This window comes from Glycomyces tritici, from assembly GCF_030403505.1.
Window position 1 is genome coordinate 308195 of the sequence record NZ_JAUEMJ010000005.1, and the last position, 22363, is coordinate 330557.

Genomic DNA, 22363 nt, shown 5'->3' on the forward strand with positions numbered 1-22363 from the left:
TCAGAGTGACACACTGATGGCCGTGAAGCAGTTGTCGACGAGCTGGGCGCTGGTGCGGGCCTCCCATCCGCTGCCGGCGGTCGCCGTCTCCGCCGTAGCCGCCGGACTGGCCCTGGGCTCGGACCGCGGGCCCGCGTCGGCGGCCTGCGCGATCGCCGCGGTCTTCGCCGGGCAGCTCTCCGTCGGCTGGCTCAACGACCTCGTCGACGCGCCCCGCGACGCCCGCGTCGGCCGCACCGACAAGCCCTTGGCCGCCGGCGAGATCCGGCCTGCCGCCGTCCGGGCGGCGTTCATCGCCTCCGCGGTCGCCGCCGTGCTCCTCTCGCTCTTCTCGGCCCCGCTCGCCGCCGCCGCGCACCTCGCCGCACTCGCCTGCGCCTGGGCCTACGACCTGGGTGTCAAGGCCACCGCATACTCCGTGGTGCCGTTCGCGATCGCCTTCGGCCTGCTCCCCGCGTTCCTGTCGAACGGCGACCCGTTCCCGCCGCCCTGGCTCATCGGCGCCGCAGCGGCGCTCGGCTCCGCGGCGCACTTCGTCAACGTGCTCCCCGACCTCGCCGACGACGACGCCACCGGCGTGCGCGGCCTGCCGCACCGCCTCGGCCCCTGGCCCAGCCGCATCGCCGCCGCCGCGCTGGTGCTCACCGCCTCCGGTCTGCTCGTCTTCGGTCCGAACGGTGCGCCCACGCCGCTCGCCCTCACCGCCGCGCCCCTCTCGGCCGGCATCCTCGTCACCGGATTCCTCCTCGACCGCCGGCCCCGCTCCCGGGCGGCGTTCCGCGCAGTGATGCTGGTGGCCCTCATCGACGTGGCCCTCTTGCTGCACACCGGGTTCGCGTACTGATCCCCGGTCGCGCCCGGCAGCCCCTCAAGCGCACGTGCTCGGGGTTGATCGAAACGCGGGTTCCGTGGACACTGGTTCGCAGAGGTTCACCCGGTGCTGCCGGGCCCCGCATCCGAGGAGCGTGCGTTGACGACCAGTGAGCACCCCGCAGACGGCCCGAACGGCGGCGCCCGCGCCCTCGCCCTGGCCCGCGAACTCGCCCCGAAATTCGCCGAACGCGCTGCGGTGCACGACGAACACGGCCGGTTCCCCGAAGCGGACTTCGCCGACCTGCGCGCCGCCGGCCTGTTCGGGCTCATGGTGCCCGAGCGACTCGGCGGCTTCGGCGCGTCCTTCGCCGAGTACGCGCGCGTCGCCTCCGCCCTCGCGCGCGGCGCGGGCTCCACGGCGCTCGTCTTCAACATGCACGCCTCGGTCACCGGCGCCCTCGCCCAGACCCCGGACGACCTCGTGCGCCTCCTCGGCGCCCCGAAGAGCTCCTTCGAGGCCCGCGACAAGGCCCTCGAAGCCGCCGCGGGCGGCGCGCTCTACGGGGTCGCGATGAGCGAGCGCGGCAGCGGCTCCCGCCTCTCCCAGACCTCGACCGCCTACCGCCGCACCGACTCCGGGTACCGCATCATCGGCAGCAAGGCCTTCGTCTCCGGCGCCGGGCACGTGGACGCCTACCTCGTCACCGCCCGCGAGGCCGACGCCGAGGAACCGCAGGTCTCCTACTTCCTCGTCCCCGCGGGCGAGGGCATCCGCGTCGAAGAGACCTGGGACTCGCTCGGCATGCGCGCCACCGGCAGCCAGGACGTCCACTTCGACCTCGAAGTGGGCCCCGAGGCCCTCCTCGGCGGCGTCGAAGGCCTCACCCTGATGATCGCCGAGGCCATGCCGCAGTGGCTGGTCGCCTCCTACTCCGCCGTCTACGCGGGCGTCGCCCGCGCCGCCGTCGACGCCGCCGCCGAGCACCTGCGCCGGCGCGGCCTCGGCCGCCTCCCGGCCGCCCGCGCCCGGCTCGGGCGCGCCGACACCATGGTGGCCGCCGCCGAACTCGTCGTCGCCGAGACCGCCGCGCGGATCGACAGCGCCCCAGGCGATCCCGTGACCAACCAGTGGGTCTGGCGCGCCAAGCTCACGGCCGGGGACACCGCCGTCCAGGTGGCCTCCTCGCTGCTCGAAGCCGCCGGCGCCTCCGCGTCCCGGCGAGGGCACACCCTCGAACGGCTCTACCGCGACGCCCGCTGCGGCGCGCTGCAGCCGGCCACCTCGGACGTGTGCGCCGACTGGCTCGGCGTCGCCGCCCTCGGCGAGGACCCCGACCACGACGCCGAAGTCCCGCGATGGTGACCGCCCGGATCGCCGGCATCGGCGCCGCCCTGCCGCCGCTCTACACCCAGGAGCAGCTGTGGGAGGACGTCTTCCGCTGGCACTTCTCCCGCAGCCGCGTCGCCCAGCGCATCTTCACCGCCTCCGACGTGCGGACCCGCCACTCCGCCACCGACCCGGCCGAGTTCAAGGCCGTCGCCGACTGGTCGACCGCCGAGCGCATGGTCCGCTACGGCGAGGTCGCGCCGCCGCTCGGCCTCGAAGCGGTCCGGAACGCACTGGACGCGGCGGGCACCGACCCCGATGAGATCGGCCTGCTCACCGTCGTCACCTGCACCGGCTACCGCACGCCGGGTCTCGACATCGAGCTCGCGCGGATGCTCCCGCTCCCCGCCGACGCCCGCAGGCTCCTCATCGGACACACCGGCTGCCACGCCGCGCTCCCGGCGCTCGCCACGGCCGCCGACTACGTCGCGGCCCAAGAGCAGCCGGCGGTCGTGCTCTGCCTGGAGCTCACCTCGCTGCACCTGCAGCCGGCCACGATCGATCCCGGGCAGATGGTCTCGCACGCGCTGTTCGCGGACGCCGCCGCCGCGGTGGTCGTCCGGCCCGGCGCCTCCGGCCTGCGCGTGGTCGACGTCGCCGCCCGCACCGACACCGACCGGCGCCACCAGATGACCTGGGACATCACCGACCTCGGCTTCCGCATGGGCCTCTCCCCGGAGGTCCCGGACGCCTTGGCCGAGCAGGTCGGCCCGCTGGTGAAGGACCTCCTGGGCCGCCACGGCCACGACGTGCGGGACGTCGCGGCCTGGGCCGTCCACCCGGGCGGTCCGCGCATCCTGGACGCCATCGAAGAGGGCCTCGAACTGGATCCGAGCGCGCTCGCGGCCTCCCGCAAGGTGCTCGCCGAGCACGGCAACTGCTCCTCGGCGACCGTGCTGCTCGTCCTGCAGGAGCTGGGGCCGCAGGACGGGCCGGTCGTGGCCCTCGCCTTCGGCCCCGGCCTCACCCTCTACGCCGCGCTCCTCGAGCCCGAGGAGTAAGGGAACGGGCCCGGTGGCATCGCCATCGGGCCCGTTCTTCAATGGTTACGAGAGAGCGAAGTTCGCTTCGGTCACGTCGTCGGCGACGACATTGACCGAACCCGTCGCCGAGCCGGACTCGGCGTCCACCACCGAGAACTGCGACGAACCGGCACCGGCCGCGAAGGTCCAGTACACGCCGTCAGCGCCGGAGACGCCGTAGTGGCCCGAAGCGGTGTGGGTGACCACCGCGCCGGCGACGGGCGCGCCGTTCTGGTCGGTCACGGTGCCCCGCACGAGTCCGCCCGCGATCGGGGCGCAGGTCGGCGTGCCGCCGACGAGGACGTCGTCGATCTGCCACCAGTATCCCGAGCGGTAGGCGTGGTAGTAGTGGAACTTGAGCTGCGCCTGCTGCGCTCCGGCCCAGGCGCTCAGGTCCACGGTGACCGTGCTGTCGCGGATCGAACCCGTTGCGGCCCAAGCGTCCACCCAGGTCTGACCGCCGTCGGTGCTGATCGCGACCTCCGCCTCCGAGTACGGGAGCTGCCCGAGGAAGTCGGTGGCGAAGGTCAGGACCGGCTCCGGCGCGCTCGACAGGTCGAACACCGGCGAGATGAGGTCGGTGTCCATGGTGCCGCCGCCCGGCGGGCGGGCGAAGGCGAAGCCGCCCGTGCCCGGGGTGAGGTTGCCGTAGTTGAAGGCGTCGTCGAAGGTCCACGGCGCGGGGCCGCGGTTCTCCACGGTCCACCCCAGCGGCGTGGTCAAGGACTCGAAGCCGGTGCCCAGCGGGTCGAACGCGTAGCCGGGCGCGGTGCAGCCGCTCGCGACCGGCACCGCGATGTGCAAGTTCGCCGCGTTCGCCTCGATCTGGACGGTCTGGTACCCGCCGTACTCGGTCTCCACGACCAGGTCCACGCCGCCGGTGGGCAGCGTCAGGGAGAACTCCCCGGTGAGCGGGTCGGTCTCGGTCGAGACCTCGCCGCCCGCCGTCGTCACCGTCGCGGCCAGCGGCCAGCCGTGCCCGGAGCCGTCGACCACGGTGCCGGTGACCACTGTGGTCGGCAGCGGGGTCAGGACCGTGTCGAACACGGCCGTCTGGTCGGCCGCGACGGTCACCGTGCCTTGGGCCGCCGCGTACCCGAACTTGGTGACCGTGACCGCGTGCTGCCCGGTGAGGGCGAACTTCACGGTGTACGTGCCGTCGGCCGCGGTGGTGGCGCGGCGGTCGAAGGCCCCGTCGAAGACCAGTTCGGCGTCCGCCAGCGGCGCGCCGTCGGGTCCGGTGACGGTGCCGGCGATGGAGCCGGAGTCGCCGTCGGGGAGCGCCTGGGCGGCCGCGAGCGCGTCGATGCGCCCGTACCCGTGGACGTTGTTCGCCTCGGCGGTGCCGCCGCACTGGTCGTCCGCGGTGTAGCGGGCCGAGCCGGTGAGCATCTCGTAGACGAGGCCGTAGTCGCCGCGGAGGGCGGGTTCGGCCGACATCATGAGCGCGATGGTGCCGGCGACGTGCGGCGCGGCCATCGAGGTGCCGCTCTGCGAGCCGTAGGCGCTGCCCGGCACCGAGGAGAGGATGCCCGAGCCGGGCGCGGAGACGTCCGGCTTGACGCGGCCGTCGCTGGTGGGCCCGCGCGAGGAGAAGTCGGCGATCGCGCCGCTGGAGCTGTAGGCGCCCACGGCGATCACGTTCGCGTACCCGCCGGGGGCGTTGGTGGTGAGGCAGACCGGGCCGCTGTTGCCCGCGGCGAACACGGGGATGATCCCGGCGGCGTGCCAGAGGTCGACGATGTCCTCGAAGTACGGGTCGTCGTCGCCGTCCCGGCCCCAGGAGTTGTTGATGATGTCGGGCGCCTTGGACGGGTCCGGGTTGTTCCCGGCCCAGTCGGTGGGCGCGACCATCCACTCACCGGCCCTGAGCACCGATTCCATGCTGCTGCCGTAGTAGTTGGCGGCGATCCACTCCGCGCCGGGGGCGACGCCGATCTGGTTGCCCGCGCCGTCGTCGCCGACCATGGTGCCCACGGTGTGGGTGCCGTGGTTGCTGAGGTCGCACGGGGCGGCGCCGCAACCGCCTTCGACGTCGTAGAAGTTGTAGTCGTGGGTGAAGGTGCCGTCGCCGTTGTTGCCCCGGTACTGGTTCACCAGCGCGGGGTGGTCGTACTGGACGCCGGAGTCGATGCTGGCGACGACGACGCCTTCGCCGGTGGCGCCGAGCTGGTCCCAGACGGCGGGGGCGTTGATGTCGGCGACGTTCCAGCCGGCGGCGGCCGCTTCGAGTTCGGTCTCGGCGGGTGCGACCGGTTCGACGTTCACCACCTCAGGGGCGTTCACGACCTCGGCGACCTCGTCGAAGGCGGCGACGGTCTCGAGCAGGCCGGTGCCGCCGGTGACCTTGAGCGACGACGAGGCCCAGTAGGACTCGTACTGCACGCCGGCCTCGTCGAGGGCGGCGGCGACGTCGGCCTGGGAGGACTCGGCGAACGCCTTCGCCGCCGCTACGGCGGCGGCGCCCTTCTCGGCCTTGGTCTCGGCGTCGTATGCGGCCGAGTAGTCCGGGGCGCCTTCGAACTGCACCCAGAGTTCGGCTTCGCCTTCGGCGTCGATCTCGGCCAGCAGTTCGGGGTCGACCTTCTGATCTATCAGTGCTGTCGCGTCGGTCTCGGTCTGCGCCAAAGCGGGCGCGCCACCGGCAAAAGCCGCTGAGAGCGCTCCCACTAGCGAGACTGCGAGTCCTCGACGCCATCGTTGCGTACCTGACAAGACGGCTCCTCGTTGTGACGGTTGTCGGCGCCGGGGGTAGGCGGCGCCGCTCGCGATCGAGATGCAATGGCCATGCGATTCCCTTGCGCCCCACCATGACAGCCCATTCGCAAAGACCGAAATGGACATAAGAGAGAAATCACGAGGAACCATGTGGAAACATCCTCGCAAGTGCCGCAACTCACAAGCGGTCGCAGCTCCGGCCGGAACGGCGCCGCCCGCCCGAATGCCGGGGTGTCGCACGCGGCGCTCCGTCGACTGCCGCAGGAGAACGCCGAACGCCGGGGCGCTGATGCGCCCCGGCGTTCGGTCTGCTTGCGGCCCTTACTGCATGGTCGCGGTGTCGATGACGAAGCGGTAGCGCACGTCGGAGGCGAGCACGCGCTCGTAGGCCTCGTTGATCTGGTCGGCGGCGATGATCTCGACGTCCGAGGCGATGCCGTGCTCGGCGCAGAGGTCGAGCATCTCCTGTGTCTCGGCGATGCCGCCGATCGTCGAGCCGGCGAAGGTGCGGCGGGTCGAGATCAGGTTGAAGATGCCCACCGGGAGCGGTTCGGCGGGCGCGCCGACGTTCACGAGCACCCCGTCGACCTTGAGGAGCCGCAGGTACGCGTTGATGTCGACCTCGGCGGAGACGGTGTTGACGATGAGGTCGAAGGTCCCGGCGAGGGTTTCGAACGTGGCCGGGTCGCCGGTCGCGTAGTAGTGGTCGGCGCCCAGGCGGAGGCCGTCCTCCTGCTTCTTCAGCGACTGCGACAGGACGGTGACCTCGGCGCCGAGCAGGTGGGCGAGTTTGACGCCCATGTGCCCGAGCCCGCCGAGGCCGACGATGGCGACCTTCTTGCCCGGGCCCGCGCCCCAGTGCCGCAGCGGCGAGTACAGGGTGATCCCGGCGCACAAGAGGGGCGCGGCGGCCTCGAAGGGGATGCCTTCGGGCATGCGGAGGACGAAGTGCTCGTCGACGACGATGTGGGTGGTGTAGCCGCCCTGGGTGACGGTGCCGTCGGCGTCGACCGCGCCGTAGGTGTCGACGAAGCCCTTGAGGCAGTACTGCTCGTTGCCCTTGAGGCACTGCTCGCATTCGCGGCAGGAGCCGACCATGCAGCCGACGCCGACGCGGTCGCCCGCGGCGTGCTTCGTGACCTCGGGTCCGACTTCGGCGACGAAGCCGACGATCTCGTGGCCGGGTGCGAGCGGGTACTGCTGGGGGCCCCAGTCGCCGCGCACGGTGTGGATGTCGGAGTGGCAGATCCCGGCGTACTTGATCTCGATGAGCACGTCGTGCGGGCCGAGGTCGCGGCGTTCGACGGTGGTCTTGACGAGCGGTTCGGTCGCGGACGGCGCGGCCCAGGCGTTGACGGTCGGCACGGTGGCTCCTTCGGCAGGTGTCGTGATACCGGTGAGCTTAAGCGCCAGGATTCGACGTACGCCCGTTTCCGGTTCCGATCCATCATCGCTCCGTTTCGGCCCCGTGCCAAGCACCGGGCCTGACCGGGGCGCGCCGACAGGCCCCTCCGGCCGCGCAGCCGTGCCCGGATCAGCGGTCGGCGGCGGCCACGGGTTCGGGCTCCGGTTCGCCGGTCTTCCGGCCCATGCCGACGAGGCAGAGGATCGCCGGGACGAGCAGCGCGCCGCCGGTGAGCAGCGCGGCCCGCAGGGTGAAGGCGGTGCCGATCGCTCCGACGACGGGCCCGCCGATGATCTGCCCGCCGCTGTCGAACATGTCCCTTGCGGACAATGCGGTGGCGCGGACCTTCGGCTCGACCCTGACCACCAGCCACCCGTTCACGAGCGGCTCGTACAGCGGCCGGGCCACCGAGACCAGCAGCAGGAAGACGAGCGCGACCCAGAAGCCCTGCGCCAGGCCGAATCCGATGACGCCCGCGAGGGTCACGGCGGTGAACAGCACCAGCATCCCGATGATCGCGCCCGAGCCGAGGCGCGCGGTGCGCCGCGTCGCCCACTCGGTGACGCCGATGCCGCCGATCGCGACCGCGCACGAGACGAGGCTGAACCACATGGCCGGCTCGAGGCTGAACACTGCGGGGAACCCGATGTCCTCCAGCAGGAACGCGCCCGAGAGCCGGTCGAAGCTCTCGCTCCACAGCCCGAACGCGAACGTCATCCCCAGCAGCAGGACCAGGCCCGGCACGAGCCGCGGCGCGCGGCGCGACGCCCGCACCTGCTCGCCCGCTTCGGCTCTCGCCTGCGCGAGCACGGTCCGCACCGTGCCGTCCCCGGCGGGGCGCTGGAAGTGCCGCTCGGGCATCACGAGCACGAGCGCGACCGTGCCGAGCCCCATGAGCGTGCCGCCGACGAGCATCGGCAGGCTCAGCGAGACCGTGCCGAGTGCGCCGCTCAGCAGGCTGCCGGTGATCCCGCCGATGAAGCTGAGCTGCGTGGCGCGCAGGTAGACCGGGGTCATCTCGGCCCGCTGCGTCTCGTCGGCGACCCAGGACTCCTGGGCGCCGCTCATGAGCGCCGCGCCGAGCGCCAGCAGCACCTGCGCCGCCAGGTGCACCCAGAACTCGGCCGAGAGCCCCATCCAGGCCAGCCCGCCCGCGTACACGCCGAACCCCGCCACCACGCACGCCCGGCGGCTCACCAGATCGGCCAGGAACCCGGTGGGCAGCTGGAGCACCAGGTACGTCGCCTCGAGCACGGTGCCGATCATCATCAGCTCGAACGGGTTCATGCCGCCTTCCTCGACCCGGTACACGATCGAGGTCGTGAACGCCATGGCGACCAGGAAGGACAACCCCACCCGCATCGCGAGGTAGAGCCGGTACGGATTCACGCGGGCGCGGTCGATAAGGGGCACAGAACCCAACGATGCGGCAGCCCCGCATCGATGTCAATCGAATTGCCCGGGAACGCATCGGGGGGGGGGGGGGGGGCGCCCCCCCCCCCCCCCCCGACCCCCGCTTCAGGGCGGACCCGGCTAATCCGCCCTGACGCCTTCCTGTTCCGCGTTCGCCGTCTGGCGGGTGCGGACCTTGCGCAGCAGGGGCACGACGACCACGGTCAGGACCAGGATCGCCACGAGTGTGCCGGAGACGGGACGCTGCACGAACTCGCTCACGTCGCCGCCGAAGATCCTCATGGAGCGGCGGAACGAGGCCTCCAGGAGCGAGCCGAGCACGAACGCGAGCACGAACGGCCCCGGCTCGAACCCGAGCTTGCGCATCCCGTACCCGAGCAGGCCCAGGCCGATCACGAGCAGCATGTCGAACGCGTTGTTGCGGATCGAGTAGGTGCCGATCATCGTGATGACGATGGTGATCGGCGCCAGGACCCCCGGGCGGACCTTCAGCATGCGCACGAACAGCCCGATGAGCGGGATGCTCAGCACCAGCAGCAGCAGGTTGCCCAGGTACATCGAGTTCACGACGCCCCAGAACACGTCCGGGTGGTCGCTCATGAGCTGCGGGCCCGGCGTGATGCCCTGGAGCATGAGCGCCCCGAACAGCACCGCCATGGTCGCGTTCGCCGGGATGCCCAGCGTCAGCAGCGGGATGAACGAGGAGGTCGCCGCCGCGTTGTTCGCCGACTCCGGGCCGGCGACGCCTTCGATGGCGCCCTTGCCGAACCGGGACGGGTCCTTCGCGGCGCGCTTCTCGACGGCGTACGCCACCAGCGAGGCCATGGTCGCCCCGCCGCCGGGCAGGATGCCGAGGACGAAGCCGGTGACCGAGCCGCGCAGGATCGCCAGGCGCGACCTGAGCCAGTGCAGGCGGCTGGGGATCGCCCGCCCGAACGACGGCACGGCGGCCTGCGGCCGGTTCCGGTGCTCGAGGTTGTACAGGATCTCGCCGACCCCGAAGAGCCCCATGGCGACGATGGTGAAGTCGATGCCGTCGGCGAGCTGGTCGGTGCCGAACGTGAAGCGCGGCGTGCCCAGCAGCGGGTCGAGCCCGACCACGGCGAGCAGGAGCCCTGCGGACGCAGCGGCGGCGCTCTTGATGATCGACCCGTTCCCGAGCGTGCCGACCAGGAAGATCCCGATCAGCGCCAGGACCGTGTACTCGGCCGGGCCGAACGCCAGCGCGACGCCGGCCAGGGCCGGGGCGATGAACGAGAGCAGGATGATCGACGCGGTGCCCCCGATGAAGGAGGCGATCGCGGCGATCCCGAGCGCGGGTCCGGCCTCGCCGCGCCGCGCGAGCGCGTGCCCGTCGAGTGCGGTGACCACTGTGGAGGCCTCGCCGGGGAGGCGCAGCAGCACCGAGGTGATGGTGCCGCCGTACTGCGCGCCGTAGAAGATCCCGGCGAGCATGATGACGGCCGCCGTCGGTTCCAGGTTGTAGGTGATGGGCAGCAGGATCGCGATCGTCGCGGCGGGGCCGAGGCCCGGCAGCACGCCGATCAGCATCCCGACGGTGACGCCGAGCAGGCAGAAGAGGATGTTCTGCCACTCGAACGCCACCGCGAACCCGGAGAGCACGGAGGAGAAGTCCACGATCGATACTCCAGAGGGGACGGACTAGAAGGCGATGAGGTGCGGGAGCGGCACGTTGAGCCCGATGATGAACAGGGCGTAGGCGACCGCGGTGACCGCGACCGCCAGGATCGCGCTCATGAGCCACGATTCGCGGCTGAGGAACCGCAGCCACGCGAACAGCAGGAGCACCGTCGGCACCTCGAAGCCCACGATCTCGTACAGCGAGGCGTACACGGCCAGGCCGCCGGCGGCGGCCAGCACCGCCACGGTCCCGCGCGTGAACGCCTCGGTGTCCCTGCGGGTCTTGGCGGTCACGGCGATGATCCCGATCCCGGAGGCCACGAGCAGGCCGGCCACGATCAGCGGCCAGAGCCCCGGCCCGGGCTCGGTGAGGCTCCCGATGTCGAGCCCGAAGCTCAACCAGGCCGCGACGGCGCCGAGCAGCACGGGGATCGCACCCGCGACCACCGACTGGACGCGTCCGCCCGCGCGCGGCTCCTCAGGCTGCTCGCCCGGGGCCGCTTCGGTTTCGGCATCGGCCATGACCGCCTCGCTCATTCCGCGGTGCCGAGTTCGACGCCGGACGCGGCGATCTGGGCGGCGAACTGCTCGGTGGCCTCGGCCAGGTGCAGTTCCGCCTCCATGCCGTCGACCTCCCAGCGCTCCATGAAGTTGTCCTGGAGGAACTGGCCGTACTCGGAGCCCTCGCGGGCCTCCTCGAACGCCAGGGTCAGCACGCCCACGACCTCGTCGGGGGTGTCGGCGGGGACGACGATGAACCGGCGCTGGTCGACGAGGATGTCGTGACCCGCCTCCAGCGCGGTCGGCACGTCGTTGAGGTAGACGCTGCGCTCCTCGGAGAACACGCACAGCGGCCGCATGTCACCGGCCTCGATGTGCGGCATCGTCTCGGCGAGCGACAGCGACGCGGCGTCGATGTTCTGACCCAGCAGCGCGGTGACGGTGGGGCCGCCGCCGTCGAACGGGACGTCGGTCGCCTCGACCTGGGCGAGCCCGAACAGCAGGCCGGCCGAGAGCTGCGAGCCGGTGCCCACGCCCGTGGTCCCGTAGTTCACGTGGTCGGCCGCGAGCAGGTCCTCAAGGGTCTGGTACGGCGAGTCGGCGTGCACCACGAGCACGTAGCCCTCGTTGGTCAACGTGGTGATGATCCGCAGGTCGGTGATCACGACCGCGTCGGGGTCGTCGACGATGAGCGGGCCGATGGCGAACAGCGACTTGACCGCGAGGGAGATCGTGTAGCCGTCGGCCTTGCCGGCCAGCAGCTCCTTGAGTCCGACGGCGCCGTTGGCACCGGGCTTGTTCGTGACCGGAAGCGATTCGCCCAGCGGCTCTTCGGCGGCCTTGGCGACCGCGCGGCTGATGAGGTCGCCGGAGCCGCCGGCGTCGAAGGGCACCCAGAAGTCGACCGCGCGGGTCGGGAAGGTCGCGTTCGCCTCGTCGGCGCCGCCCTGCACCTGGCAGGCCGACAGCGCGACGAGCGGGGGCACGGCGGCAAGACCGGCGAGCAGTCCGCGTCGGGGGAGGGGGTGTTGCATTGTGTCTGCTCCTCTTAGTGATCGAATAGCCACGAATTCACCCCAGGGAGGGGCGTTTCGGGTTGAACATCCATCCGGGGACAAGGTATTTCATAGCGGCCGCGTCATCGCGCGCGCCCAGAGCATTTCTCGTATACCGCTCGTGAGCTGCCTCTACTTGCGCCGCATCGAGTTCGATGCCGAGACCGGGCGCGGTGGGCACTGCGATCGCGCCGTCGACGATGCGCGGCGGGTCGACCGTGAGGCGCTGGCCGTCCTGCCAGATCCAGTGCGTGTCGATGGCGGTGATCTCGCCGGGCGCGGCGGCGGCGACGTGGGTGAACATCGCCAGCGACACGTCGAAGTGGTTGTTGGAGTGGGAGCCCCAGGTCAGACCGAAGGCCTCGCAGGCCTGCGCCACGCGCACCGAGCCGGCCATGGTCCAGAAGTGCGGGTCGGCCAAAGGGATGTCGACGGCGCCGGAGCGGACCGCGTGCGCGAATTCCCGCCAATCGCAGGCGATCATGTTCGTCGCCGTGCGCATTCCGGTGGCGCGCTTGAATTCCGCGAGTACTTCACGACCCGAGTAGCCGTTCTCCGCTCCACAAGGGTCCTCGGCATACGCCAATACGCCGTCCAGTCCCCGGCACAGTTCGACCGCCTCTTTGAGCGACCAGGCCCCATTGGGGTCCAAAGTGATCCGTGCATCCGGGAACCGCTCGGCCAATGCCGTGACGGCCTTGGCCTCCTCGGGCCCCGGCAGCACGCCGCCCTTGAGCTTGAAGTCGCGGAACCCGTACCGCGCCTCGGCCGCCTCGGCCAGGGCCACCACGGCTTCAGGGGTGAGGGCCTCTTCGTCGCGCAGCCGCAGCCACGCGTCGTCCGCCCCTGACCCGTCCCGGTACGGCAGGTCCGTGCGGCCCCGGTCGCCGATGAAGAACAGGTATCCCAGGACCGGCACACTGGTGCGCTGCGGGCCGTCCCCGAGCAGTTCGGCGACCGGCACGCCGAGGTGCTTGCCGAGCAGGTCGAGCAGTGCGGCTTCGAGCGCGGTCCGCACGTGCACGGTGACGCGCTGGTCGAAGGTCTGGCTGCCGCGCCCGGCCGCGTCCCGGTCCGCGAAGCGGCGGCGCACGGCTTCCAGGACCGACCGGTACGCGCCGATGCCGGAACCGATCACCAGGTCGGCGGCGTCGCGGAGGGTCTGCGCGATGGCCTCGCCGCCGGGCACTTCGCCCACACCGGTGTTCCCGGACTCGTCGGTGAGGATCACGAGGTTGCGCGTGAAGTACGGCGCGTGCGCTCCGGAGAGGTTGAGGAGCATGGAGTCCTGGCCGGCCACGGGCACGACGCGCATCGCGGTCACGGTGGGGGTGGTCGCCTCTTCCGCTGGGCCAGCGGCCGGTTCGAGTCGCGTCATGAGGCGGACTGCTCGATCAGCGCTGCCAGTGCGGCCAGTTCGGCCTCGTTCAGGTCGGTGAGCGGCGGGCGCACGGGCCCGGCGGGGCGGCCCACGGCCGTCATGCCCGCCTTGACGATCGACACCGCGTAGCCCTTGCCGGCGTTGCGGATGTCCAGATAGGGCAGGACGAACTCGCGCAGCCGCCGGTACACCTCGGGGCGGTCCCCGGCGCGCACCGCGTCGTAGAACGCGAGCGCGAACTCCGGCACGAAGTTGAAGATCGCCGAGGAGTAGGTGGTCACGCCGAGCTGGAGGTAGGGGAGCGCGAAGGTCTCGGCCGTGGGCAGGCCGCCGATGTACAGCAGCCGCTCGCCGAGGGTCGCGTACAGGCGGGTCATGAACTCGATGTCGCCCACCCCGTCCTTGAACCCCACGAAGTTCGGGCATTCGTCGGCGAGCCGCTCGACCGCGGCGACGCTGTACTCGGCGTTCGACCGGTGGTAGACGATGACGCCCAGCGAGGTCGCCTCGCAGACGGCGCGCACGTGGGCGACCAGGCCGTCCTGCCCGGCCTCGGTGAGGTACGGGGGGAACAGCAGCACCGCGTCGGCCCCGGCGGCCTCGGCGTCGCGGGCGAACGCGACCGCCTGGGCGGTGCCCTGCCCGGCCGGGGCGATGATCGGGACGGCGCCGGCGGCCTCGTCGGCGGCGACGCGCACGACCCGGCCGACCTCTTCGGGGGTGAGCGAGAAGAACTCGCCCGTGCCGCCCGCTGCGAACAGGCCCGCCGCAGGGAAGGACGCCAGGTGCCCCAGGTGCTTCCGGTACCCGTCCTCGTCGAAGGAGAGGTCCTTCTGGAAGTGGGTCACGGGGAAGGACAAGAGCCCTTCGCCCAGCGCACGCTGGATCTCTGCGGGGCTGTATCGCGACATATGCGGCAGTCTCCTGTTCCGGGGGTTGAGGCCCGTACCGTAACCTCCGCCGCTCATACCGGTCCAACACTCATTCGATATCGGCTGATACCTTCACGGTATGGCTACAGGCGACGTCGGGTACACACTCGACCAACTCCGGGGATTCGTGGCCGTCGCAGAAGAGTCCCACTTCGGAAGGGCCGCAGAGCGACTGCGCATGACGCAGCCGCCGCTGAGCCGCCAGGTGCAGCGCCTCGAGCGCGCCGTCGGCTTCGCGCTCTTCCTGCGCACCCAGCGCGGCGTCGAGCTCACTCCGGCCGGACGGATCTTCCTCGACGAGGCCCGCCGGCTCCTGTCCTCGGCGGACACCGCGCCGCTGCGCGCCCGCCGCGTCGCCGCTGGCACGGCGGGCACCATCCGCATCGGCTTCACCGCCGTCTCGGCCCTCACCGTGCTCGGGCGGTGGATCAGCGCGGCCGCCGCCGAACTGCCCGGCGTCGACCTCGTGCTCAATGAGATGGTCACCCACGCGCAGCTCGACGCCCTCCTCGCCGGTGAGATCGAAGTCGGGCTCGTGCGCCAGGTCCCGCGCTCGGACCTGCTCGACTCCCGGCTGGTGGCCAGGGACTCGCTCATCCTCGCCGCCCCGCGCGACCACGCCCTCACCGGCCTCGGGCGAACGCCCACAATGGAGGACATCGCCGAGCACGACGTGGTGACCTACTCGCCCTCGGAGGCCTGGTACTTCTACGAGCTCGTCGTCGCCGCGTTCCAGCAGGCCCACTTGAAACCCCGGTACGTGCAGCACATCAGCCAGGTCCACACGGTCCTGTCAGTGGTCAACGCGGGGCTCGGGGTCGCGCTCGTGCCCTCCTCGGCCAGCGCGTTCAACCTCTCGAACCTGGTCTTCCTCGATATCGCGGACCTGCCGCCGGACACCGTGGAGCTCCACGCCGTGTGGCGCCGGCGCCACGGCAACCCCGCGCTCGACGCCCTGCTGCGCAGCGTCTGAGCCGGCCCTAGACCGCCGGACCGATGGACTCGCGGTCGACGAACTCCGTCGGCAGCGCGGCCTCGTTCTCCGAAGCGCCGCCGTCGATCTCGATCAGCAGCCGCCTGATCCCGCGCTCGCCGAGCAGGGCCAGCGGCATCCGGATCGTGGTCAGCGCCGGCGTCGGCAGGTCGGCTCCGAAGATGTCGTCGAAGCCGACGATGCTCAGCCGGCCCGGGACGTCGAGGCCGTGGTCCCGGCACTCCCGCAGCAGGCCGAGCGCGACCAGGTCGTTGTAGGCGAGCACCGCGCTCACGTCGGCGGCCTTCACCCGGCCGAACGCCTCCGCGCCGCCTTCGCGGGTCGGCGCGTTCGACTTGATCTCCACGATGGACATGTCCCATTCGACCGCGATCTCGAACGCGTGCTGCCAGCGCTGCCCGTTCATCCACGAGGCCTCGGGCCCGGCGAGGTAGGCGATGCGGCGGTGCCCGGCCTCGCGCAGCCGCTCCAGCGCGGTCGTGATCCCCGGCCGCACATCGGGAATGACGGCCGGAATGCCTTCGACGAGGCGGTTCACTACCACGAGCGGCTTCACCGAGGAGAGTTCCTGGATCTGGTGGTCCTCCAGGCGCGTGCCCACGAGCAGCAGTCCGTCCACTGAGGTCTGGAGTCGCTCGGCCGTGGACCGCTCGAGTTCGGGGGACTCCTGCGAGTCGGCGAAGACGATGGTCATGCCGGTCTCGGAGGCCACCCGTTCGGCGGCGCGCACGAGGTCGAAGTACGCCGGGTTGGTGATGTCGGAGACGAGCAGGCCGAGCGTGCCGGTCTTCCCGGTCGGCAGTGCCCGCGCCATGGGGTTGATCCGGTAGCCGAGCTCGGCGGCGGCGTCGCGGATGCGGCGCTCGGTCTGCGCGTTGAGGCGTCCGGGCTTGTTGAGCGCGCGGGACACGGTGGAGGGGCTCACCCCGGTGAGCCGCGCGATGTCGTAGATCGTCGGGGGCGCCTTGCGATCGCCGTTGCGGGGACGGGTGGCGGCGTCGGACTGCTCCATGCCTCCCCTTTCGCGCTTGTTGCCGGGGGTTGTCATCCGGCAATCGTTTGGTGCCAAGCAGCCGCGTTCCGCGGCAGGGCCTACCGAGCATACCGGAGGCCCGCCGCCTTTGCGGAGGCGAGGGTTCCGCGATTTCAGCGGTGGCAATCGATTGACGAACGGCCGTCAACGCCGCGTTGCCGCTGCTGGGGCTGCTTCCCGGGGTCCTTGCGGAACCGGGCGGGCGCGGCAGGGGCGCGGGCGGTCACGGGAGGATCGAGTCGACGTACCCGCCGTCGACCCGCACGGCCGCGCCGGTGGTCGCCGACGCGAGCGGAGAACTCAAGTACGCCACCAGGTTCGCGATCTCCTCGGGCTCGATGAGGCGGCGCAGCAGCGACTGCGGGCGGTGCACGCGCATGAACTCGCGCTGCGCCTCCTCCCACGGCAGCGCCTTGTCCACGAGCTGGTAGACGAACTCCTCCACGCCGCCGGTGTGCGTGGGTCCGGCGATCACCGAGTTCACGGTGACCCCGGTGCCCGCCGCGGCCTTGGCGAAGCCGCGGGAGACCGCCAGCAGCGCGGTCTTGGTGGTGCCGTAGTGGATCATCTCCTCGGGGATCACGATCGCGGAGTCGCTGGCGATGTTGAGGACCCGGCCCCAGCCCTGCGCGGTCATGCCGGGCAGGTACGTGCGGATGAGGCGCACCGCGGAGAGCACGTTGACCTCGAAGTACCGCCGCCATTCCTCGTCGGCGATCTCCAGCGCGGGCTCGGCGCCGAAGATCCCGAGGTTGTTGACGAGGATGTCGACCGAGGGCAGTTCGGCGGCGAGCGCGGCGGCGCCGTCCTCGGTGGCGAGGTCGCCTGGGGCGGCGAAGCACCGGTCGGTGAAGGTGGCCTCGTTGACGCGGGCCACGGCGGCGTCCACGGTCGCAGGGGTGCGGCCGTTGATGCCCACGCGCGCCCCGCCGAGGGCGAGCTTCGCGGCGACGGCCTCGCCGATGCCCTGGGTGGAGCCGGTGACGAGCGCGGTCCTGCCTTCGAGGTCGATCGAGATCATGGGGCCACCCTAGCGCCGCACGCGGCGGGGCAGCGCCGGTTCGCGGACGCCAGGGCGCCCCTGACGGCCCGCCTAGCGGGGGATGAGCCGCTGGAGCTGGGTCACGTGGCCCGGTTCCAGCTCCTCCAGGCTCGCCACGCCGAGGAGCTTCATGGTGCGCTCGATCTCCTCCTTGAGGATCGCGATCGTGCGGTCCACGCCGTCGCGCCCGCCCGCCATGAGCCCGTACAGGTACGCCCGGCCGATCATGGTGAACCTGGCGCCCAGCGCGATCGAGGCCACGATGTCGGCGCCGGACATGATGCCGGTGTCCACGTGCACCTCGGTGTCCCGGCCGACCTCGCGCACGACCGCGGGGAGCAGGTGGAACGGGACCGGGGCGCGGTCGAGCTGGCGACCGCCGTGGTTGGAGAGGGTGATGCCGTCGACCCCCATGTCCGCCAAGCGCTTCGCGTCGGCCACGGTCTGGACGCCCTTGACCACCAGCTTGCCGGGCCACTGCTCCTTGATCCAGGCCAGGTCCTCGTAGTCGACCGTGGGGTCGAACATGGTGTTGAGCAGGTCGGCCACGGTGCCCGACCAGCGGCTGAGCGAGGCGAACGAGAGCGGCTCGGTGGTGAGCATGTCGAACCACCAGTTAGGGTGCTTCGCCATGTCGAAGACCGTCTTCACGGTCAGCTCCGGCGGAATGGCGAAGCCGTTGCGCTTGTCGCGCAAGCGGGCCCCGGCCACGGGCACGTCCACAGTGACCAGCAGCGTGTCGAATCCGGCCGCCGCGGCGCGGTCGACGAGCGCCATCGAGCGGTCGCGGTCCTTCCACATGTAGAGCTGGAACCAGTTGCGGCCGCTGGCACCTCCGGCCTCGGCCACGTCCTCGATCGGGGTGGTGCCCATCGTGGACAGCGCGAACGGGATGCCCGCCGCGGCCGCCGCTCCGGCGCCGGCGCGCTCGCCCTCGGTGTGCATCATGCGGGTGAACCCGGTGGGGGCGATGCCGAACGGCAGCTCCGAGCGGCGGCCGAGCACGTCCCAGCCGGTGTCGAGCTGCGAGACGTCCCGCAGGATCGCGGGGTGGAACTCGATGTCCTTGAACGCCTGCCGCGCCCGGGCCAGCGAGAGCTCAGCCTCGGCCGCGCCCTCGGTGTAGTCGAACGCGGCGCGCGGGGTGCGGCGCTTGGCGATCCGGCGCAGGTCCTCGATGGTGAGCGCGGCGCGCAGGCGCCGCCGCTTCGCGTTGAAGTCCGGCTTCTTGAACTTCACCAAGGGCAGGAGGTCCTTGGGCCGGGGGAGTTGTCGCTGCGTCATGTGCGGGCCTATCGGAACGGTGACGGGTGGGGCATGCCGCGGTCCGGGCACGGCGGCCGGTTCCCCTGGCCGCTGCGTCCCGCCCTACGGTTTGAATCGTTTCAAATACCGAGCTTATCCCACTCGGCGCTCCCGCACCAGGCCCTGCCTCCGATGCGCCCGTCGCGCATCGGAGGCGGGGCCGCGGCCTCACTCGCCGCTGCGCAGCCAGACCGTCGTCTCGGGCGGCAGCTCGCCCTCGACCGGGCCGCTGGCGATCAGCACCGCGCCGGCGGGCAGCGGCACGGCGGTCGCGCCGAAGTTCGCCACGGCCTCCCAGCCGTTGGACCGGCGCAGGTGCAGCACCTGCGGCCCCGAGTCCACCCAAGTCAGCGACTCGTCGGTCTGGAGCCGGCGGCGCAGCGCCAGGGCGTCGCGGTACAGGTTGAGGGTCGAACCCGGATCGTCCGACTGCGCCTCGACCGAGACCGCGCCGAACCACTCCGGTTGCGGCAGATGGGCTTCGGCGCTGCCGAACCCGAACGACCCGCCCTGCTCGGTCCACGGGATCGGCACCCGGCAGCCGTCGCGGCCCACGTCCACGCCGGGGCTGCGGAAGAACGTCGGGTCCTGCCGCTCCTCGTCCGGGATCGCGGCGACCTCGCCCAGTCCCAGCTCCTCGCCCTGGTACAGGTACGCGCTGCCCGGCAGTGCGAGCATGAGCAGCGTCGCGGCCCGCGCGCGGCGCAGCCCGGCGGCCTCGTCCAGCACCGGGTCGGCCCCGCGCGAGAGCAGCCACTTGCGGTTGTAGTGGCGCGGCCGGTCGCCGTTCGGCGGCAGGCCGTACCGGGTCGCGTGGCGCACCACGTCGTGGTTGGAGAACACCCAGGTCGTGGAGGAGCCGGACGCGGCGGCCTGCTCGAGGTTGTCGACGATGATGCGGCGGAACTGCCCTGCGTCGAAGTCGGCTTCGAGCAGGTCGAAGTTGAACGCCTGGCCCAGGCCCTCGGCGCTGGCGTAGCGGGCGCGGCGCGCGGGCGGGTCGACCCAGGCCTCGGCGACGGCGATGCGCGGCGGGTCGTACTCGTTGAAGACCTCGCGCCAGCCGGCGTAGATGTCGTGCACTTCGTCGCGGTCCCAGAGCAGGTGGGTGCCGGTGGCACGGTCCATCGCTGCGAGTTCGGCCTCGGAGGGCAGGTCCTCGGGGAGGTGCTTGGCGAGGGCGTGCGCGACGTCGACGCGGAAGCCGTCCACGCCCCGGTCGGACCAGAACCGCAGGGTCTTCAGGAAGTCCTCGCGCACTTCCCCGTTGCGCCAGTTGAAGTCCGGCTGCTCGGGGGCGAAGAGGTGGAGGTACCACTGCCCGTCGCCCACGGCCTCCCAGGCCGGGCCGCCGAACATGCAGGTCCAGTCGGCGGGCGGCAGTTCGCCGTTCGGCCCGAGGCCGTCGCGGAAGACGTACCGGTCGCGTTCGGGCGAGCCCTTCGGCGCGGCCAGCGCCTGCTGGAACCACTCGTGCTGATCGGAGGAGTGGTTGGGCACGATGTCGACGATGAGCTTGATGCCGGCGGCGTGCAGTGCCGCGACCATGGCGTCGAAGTCGGCGAGGGTGCCCAGGCGCGGGTCGACGTCCCGGTAGTCGGCGACGTCGTAGCCGCCGTCGGCCAGCTCGGAGGGGTAGAACGGGCTGAGCCACACGGCGTCGACCCCGAGCCGCGCGAGGTAGTCGACGCGGGAGGTGATGCCGGGGAGGTCGCCGAGGCCGTCGCCGTTCGCGTCGGCGAAGCTGCGCGGGTAGATCTGGTAGACGGTGGCCTGGCGCCACCAGTCGGCGTCGAGGCGCTCGGGTGCGGCGGTGCTGGTGCTCGTGAGCAGCTCGGTCATTGACGTGAGCCTTTCAACTGTTGATATCCTGATTAAATCTAGTTTGAAAATCAAATGGCTCCTGCCATACTGGGCCACGGAAAGCCGAGGTGTCAAGAGCATTGCCCCGAGAAGATGAGAAGTACGCGTTCTCGCTGCGCCGAGCGAACGCCGCCGCAGTGCTCGAGTACGCCTGGGGCACGACGGCCTTCACCGCCAGCGACGCCATCGCGGCCACGGGCCTGACCCGCTCCACGGTGATCGCGCTCTGCGACGCCCTCGTTGAAAAAGGCTGGATCGCGGAGCTCCCGAACGCCCGCGCCGCAGGCGGGGAGTACCGCAAGGGCCGCCCCGCCCGCCGGTACGAACTCCGCGCGGACGCCGGAGCGGTCGTCGGCGTCGACGCCGGCCAGCACTGCGTGACGGCCGCGGTCGCCGACCTGCGCGGGCGCGAACTCGCGCGCGCCCACACCGAGATCGACCCCGACAGCGCCGAGCAGCGCGTGGCCGTGGCCGACCGGACCATCGCCGCGGCGCTCGACGCCGCGGGCGTGCATGAGCGGTCGGTCCTGTGCGTCGCCGTCGGCGTGCCCGCCCCCACCGACCTCGACGGCGCCTCACCCGAAGGCGAGCTCGAGTTCTGGTCCCGCATGAACCCCGGGTTCGCCGCGCACTTCCGCGAGCGCGGCTGGCTCACCGAGGTCGAGAACGACGCGAACCTCGCGGCGCTCGCCGAAGGCGCCCTCGGCGCGGGCGTGGGCGCCTCCTCGTACATCGCGCTGATGTCGGGGGAGCGGTTCGGCGCGGGCTACGTGGTCGACGGCCACCTCGTGCGCGGCAAGCGCGGCGCGGCGGGGGAGCTGCGGCTCCTCTCGCTCGTCGAAGGCGTGGGCTCCACCCACGGCATCGCGGCCCTGCTTCGCACGTGGGCCCTCGAACTCCAGGCATCGGGCACAGTGGAGGAACACAGCCTGATCATGCAGACGCCCAAGGCGAAGCTCGGCGCCGAGGTCGTGTTCCGCGCGGCCGAGGCGGGCGATCCGGCCGCGCTGGCGCTCCTCGACCGCATGGCCGAGCGCCTCGCCCGCATCTGCGCGGTCCTCGGCGGCCTGCTCGACGTGGAGCGCATCGTCTTCTCCGGTGCGGTGGCCGACTCCCTCGGCCTGCTGCTGCCCCGCGCGGCGGCCCGCCTCGACGAGCTGACCCACCCGCCCGCGCCGGACCTCATCGCCTCACCGCTCGGCGGCGGCGTGGTCAGCCTCGGCGCACTCGCCCGCGCGCTCGAGATCGTGCGCACGAACGCGATCGCCCTTGAGCCGTCCGCTCCAATGCGGGAACAAACTATTCCGTTCTGATATACTGGACCGGCACCCGTTCCGCGAGCGAAAGCGAGTCGCCATGAGTTCCAAACCTGCAACCGTTCCCGAGGGCTACGGCACCGTCACGCCGTGGATCGTCACGAGCGACACCGCCCGCGTCATCGACTTCATCAAAGACGCCTTCGACGGCGAGGAACTCGGCCGCGTCGAGATGCCGCCGGGCAGGATCGGCCACGCCGAAGTCCGCATCGGGACCTCGATCGTGATGCTCTTCGACACGCCGTTCTCAGTGGACACTCCGGCGATGCTGCGCCTCTACGTCGAAGACGCCGAAGCCACCTTGAAACGCGCCGTCGACGCCGGCGCGACGCTCGTGACCCCCCTGACCGACGTCCAGGCCTGGGGCGACCGCGTCGCCCGCCTGCGCGACCCGCTCGGCAACCTGTGGTGGCTCCAGGAGCGCGTCGAGGCGCCCGAGCCCGAGGAGGCCATGCGCCGCATGGAGGAGCCGAAGTACGTCAAGGCCATGGAGCAGACCCAGGTCATGGACGCGCCGGGCCTCATCTGACAGCGCAGGCCCC

Annotated in this window: 18 protein-coding genes; 6 read left to right on the forward strand and 12 right to left on the reverse strand. The window is 71.6% G+C overall.

The genetic code is table 11. The annotated features are described in order from the left end of the window. Positions 1 to 22 precede the first annotated feature (22 nt). The 3 genes from QWI33_RS18255 to QWI33_RS18265 all read left to right on the forward strand — a co-directional run bounded on the left by QWI33_RS18255 (position 23) and on the right by QWI33_RS18265 (position 3201). Entirely contained in the window at positions 23 to 844 is an 822-nt protein-coding gene (locus QWI33_RS18255) for a UbiA family prenyltransferase (RefSeq protein WP_289958579.1), read from the forward strand. A gap of 126 nt (positions 845 to 970) precedes the next feature. Beyond that, positions 971 to 2176: an acyl-CoA dehydrogenase family protein gene (locus QWI33_RS18260; protein ID WP_289958580.1), complete on the forward strand. Its 1206-nt coding sequence runs from the start codon at positions 971 to 973 to the stop codon at positions 2174 to 2176. After that, the gene (locus QWI33_RS18265) at positions 2170 to 3201 is read left to right on the forward strand and encodes a type III polyketide synthase (protein WP_289958581.1); all 1032 of its coding nucleotides are present in this window, start codon (positions 2170 to 2172) and stop codon (positions 3199 to 3201) included. Before QWI33_RS18260 ends, QWI33_RS18265 begins: the two co-directional genes overlap by 7 nt. A gap of 45 nt (positions 3202 to 3246) precedes the next feature. Here QWI33_RS18265 and QWI33_RS18270 read toward each other — a convergent pair whose 3' ends face one another. The 8 genes from QWI33_RS18270 to kdgD form a co-directional block, all read right to left on the reverse strand. Next, on the reverse strand, positions 3247 to 5850 hold the full coding sequence (locus QWI33_RS18270) for a S8 family serine peptidase (protein WP_289958582.1): 2604 nt from the start codon (positions 5848 to 5850) through the stop codon (positions 3247 to 3249). 411 nt (positions 5851 to 6261) lie between these two features. Further along, complete coding sequence (locus QWI33_RS18275; RefSeq protein WP_289958583.1) at positions 6262 to 7305, reverse strand: NAD(P)-dependent alcohol dehydrogenase; 1044 nt, start codon at positions 7303 to 7305, stop codon at positions 6262 to 6264. Between the two features lie 169 nt (positions 7306 to 7474). After that, the gene (locus QWI33_RS18280; RefSeq protein ID WP_289958584.1) at positions 7475 to 8758 is read right to left on the reverse strand and encodes an MFS transporter; all 1284 of its coding nucleotides are present in this window, start codon (positions 8756 to 8758) and stop codon (positions 7475 to 7477) included. A gap of 120 nt (positions 8759 to 8878) precedes the next feature. Continuing rightward, entirely contained in the window at positions 8879 to 10396 is a 1518-nt protein-coding gene (locus tag QWI33_RS18285; RefSeq protein WP_289958585.1) for a tripartite tricarboxylate transporter permease, read from the reverse strand. Positions 10397 to 10420: 24 nt separating this feature from the next. Beyond that, a complete protein-coding gene (locus QWI33_RS18290) occupies positions 10421 to 10921 on the reverse strand; it encodes a tripartite tricarboxylate transporter TctB family protein (RefSeq protein ID WP_289958586.1) in 501 nt (166 codons plus the stop codon). An 11-nt stretch (positions 10922 to 10932) separates the two neighbouring features. Then, positions 10933 to 11934, reverse strand: coding sequence for a Bug family tripartite tricarboxylate transporter substrate binding protein (locus tag QWI33_RS18295; protein ID WP_289958587.1), 1002 nt, complete (start codon positions 11932 to 11934; stop codon positions 10933 to 10935). A gap of 37 nt (positions 11935 to 11971) precedes the next feature. Beyond that, entirely contained in the window at positions 11972 to 13333 is a 1362-nt protein-coding gene (locus QWI33_RS18300) for an enolase C-terminal domain-like protein (protein WP_289958588.1), read from the reverse strand. Continuing rightward, positions 13330 to 14247, reverse strand: coding sequence for a 5-dehydro-4-deoxyglucarate dehydratase (gene kdgD, locus QWI33_RS18305; RefSeq protein WP_289958589.1), 918 nt, complete (start codon positions 14245 to 14247; stop codon positions 13330 to 13332). The genes QWI33_RS18300 and kdgD overlap by 4 nt, the downstream gene beginning before the upstream one ends. Positions 14248 to 14347: 100 nt before the next feature. Between kdgD and QWI33_RS18310 the strand changes: the two genes are divergently transcribed. Then, a complete protein-coding gene (locus QWI33_RS18310) occupies positions 14348 to 15241 on the forward strand; it encodes a LysR family transcriptional regulator (RefSeq protein WP_289958590.1) in 894 nt (297 codons plus the stop codon). A gap of 7 nt (positions 15242 to 15248) precedes the next feature. Here the strand turns inward: QWI33_RS18310 and QWI33_RS18315 are convergent, their stop codons facing one another. The 4 genes from QWI33_RS18315 to QWI33_RS18330 form a co-directional block, all read right to left on the reverse strand. Then, a complete protein-coding gene (locus tag QWI33_RS18315; protein WP_289958591.1) occupies positions 15249 to 16274 on the reverse strand; it encodes a LacI family DNA-binding transcriptional regulator in 1026 nt (341 codons plus the stop codon). A 244-nt stretch (positions 16275 to 16518) separates the two neighbouring features. Next, positions 16519 to 17313, reverse strand: coding sequence for an SDR family NAD(P)-dependent oxidoreductase (locus tag QWI33_RS18320; protein ID WP_353895514.1), 795 nt, complete (start codon positions 17311 to 17313; stop codon positions 16519 to 16521). A 75-nt stretch (positions 17314 to 17388) separates the two neighbouring features. Then, positions 17389 to 18621 (reverse strand): alpha-hydroxy acid oxidase, encoded by a 1233-nt coding sequence (locus QWI33_RS18325; RefSeq protein ID WP_289958593.1) that lies wholly within the window; start codon positions 18619 to 18621, stop codon positions 17389 to 17391. Positions 18622 to 18810: 189 nt separating this feature from the next. Then, positions 18811 to 20484: a glycoside hydrolase family 13 protein gene (locus tag QWI33_RS18330; RefSeq protein ID WP_289958594.1), complete on the reverse strand. Its 1674-nt coding sequence runs from the start codon at positions 20482 to 20484 to the stop codon at positions 18811 to 18813. A 101-nt stretch (positions 20485 to 20585) separates the two neighbouring features. Here QWI33_RS18330 and QWI33_RS18335 point away from each other — a divergent pair, with 101 nt between their 5' ends. Both QWI33_RS18335 and QWI33_RS18340 read left to right on the forward strand, forming a co-directional pair. After that, positions 20586 to 21818, forward strand: a complete 1233-nt coding sequence (locus tag QWI33_RS18335) for an ROK family protein (RefSeq protein WP_289958595.1) — start codon at positions 20586 to 20588, stop codon at positions 21816 to 21818. 43 nt (positions 21819 to 21861) lie between these two features. Further along, on the forward strand, positions 21862 to 22350 hold the full coding sequence (locus tag QWI33_RS18340) for a VOC family protein (RefSeq protein WP_289958596.1): 489 nt from the start codon (positions 21862 to 21864) through the stop codon (positions 22348 to 22350). The last annotated feature ends 13 nt before the right edge of the window (positions 22351 to 22363 follow it).

Excerpts from the sequence above, each read along its gene's own strand:
- QWI33_RS18265 (WP_289958581.1), top strand. The coding sequence starts at position 2,170 with ATGGTGACCGCCCGGATCGCCGGCATCGGCGCCGCCCTGCCGCCGCTC.
- QWI33_RS18290 (WP_289958586.1), bottom strand. The coding sequence starts at position 10,921 with ATGGCCGATGCCGAAACCGAAGCGGCCCCGGGCGAGCAGCCTGAGGAG.
- QWI33_RS18295 (WP_289958587.1), bottom strand. The coding sequence starts at position 11,934 with ATGCAACACCCCCTCCCCCGACGCGGACTGCTCGCCGGTCTTGCCGCC.
- QWI33_RS18300 (WP_289958588.1), bottom strand. The coding sequence starts at position 13,333 with ATGACGCGACTCGAACCGGCCGCTGGCCCAGCGGAAGAGGCGACCACC.
- kdgD (WP_289958589.1), bottom strand. The coding sequence starts at position 14,247 with ATGTCGCGATACAGCCCCGCAGAGATCCAGCGTGCGCTGGGCGAAGGG.
- QWI33_RS18310 (WP_289958590.1), top strand. The coding sequence starts at position 14,348 with ATGGCTACAGGCGACGTCGGGTACACACTCGACCAACTCCGGGGATTC.
- QWI33_RS18315 (WP_289958591.1), bottom strand. The coding sequence starts at position 16,274 with ATGGAGCAGTCCGACGCCGCCACCCGTCCCCGCAACGGCGATCGCAAG.
- QWI33_RS18325 (WP_289958593.1), bottom strand. The coding sequence starts at position 18,621 with ATGACGCAGCGACAACTCCCCCGGCCCAAGGACCTCCTGCCCTTGGTG.
- QWI33_RS18330 (WP_289958594.1), bottom strand. The coding sequence starts at position 20,484 with ATGACCGAGCTGCTCACGAGCACCAGCACCGCCGCACCCGAGCGCCTC.
- QWI33_RS18340 (WP_289958596.1), top strand. The coding sequence starts at position 21,862 with ATGAGTTCCAAACCTGCAACCGTTCCCGAGGGCTACGGCACCGTCACG.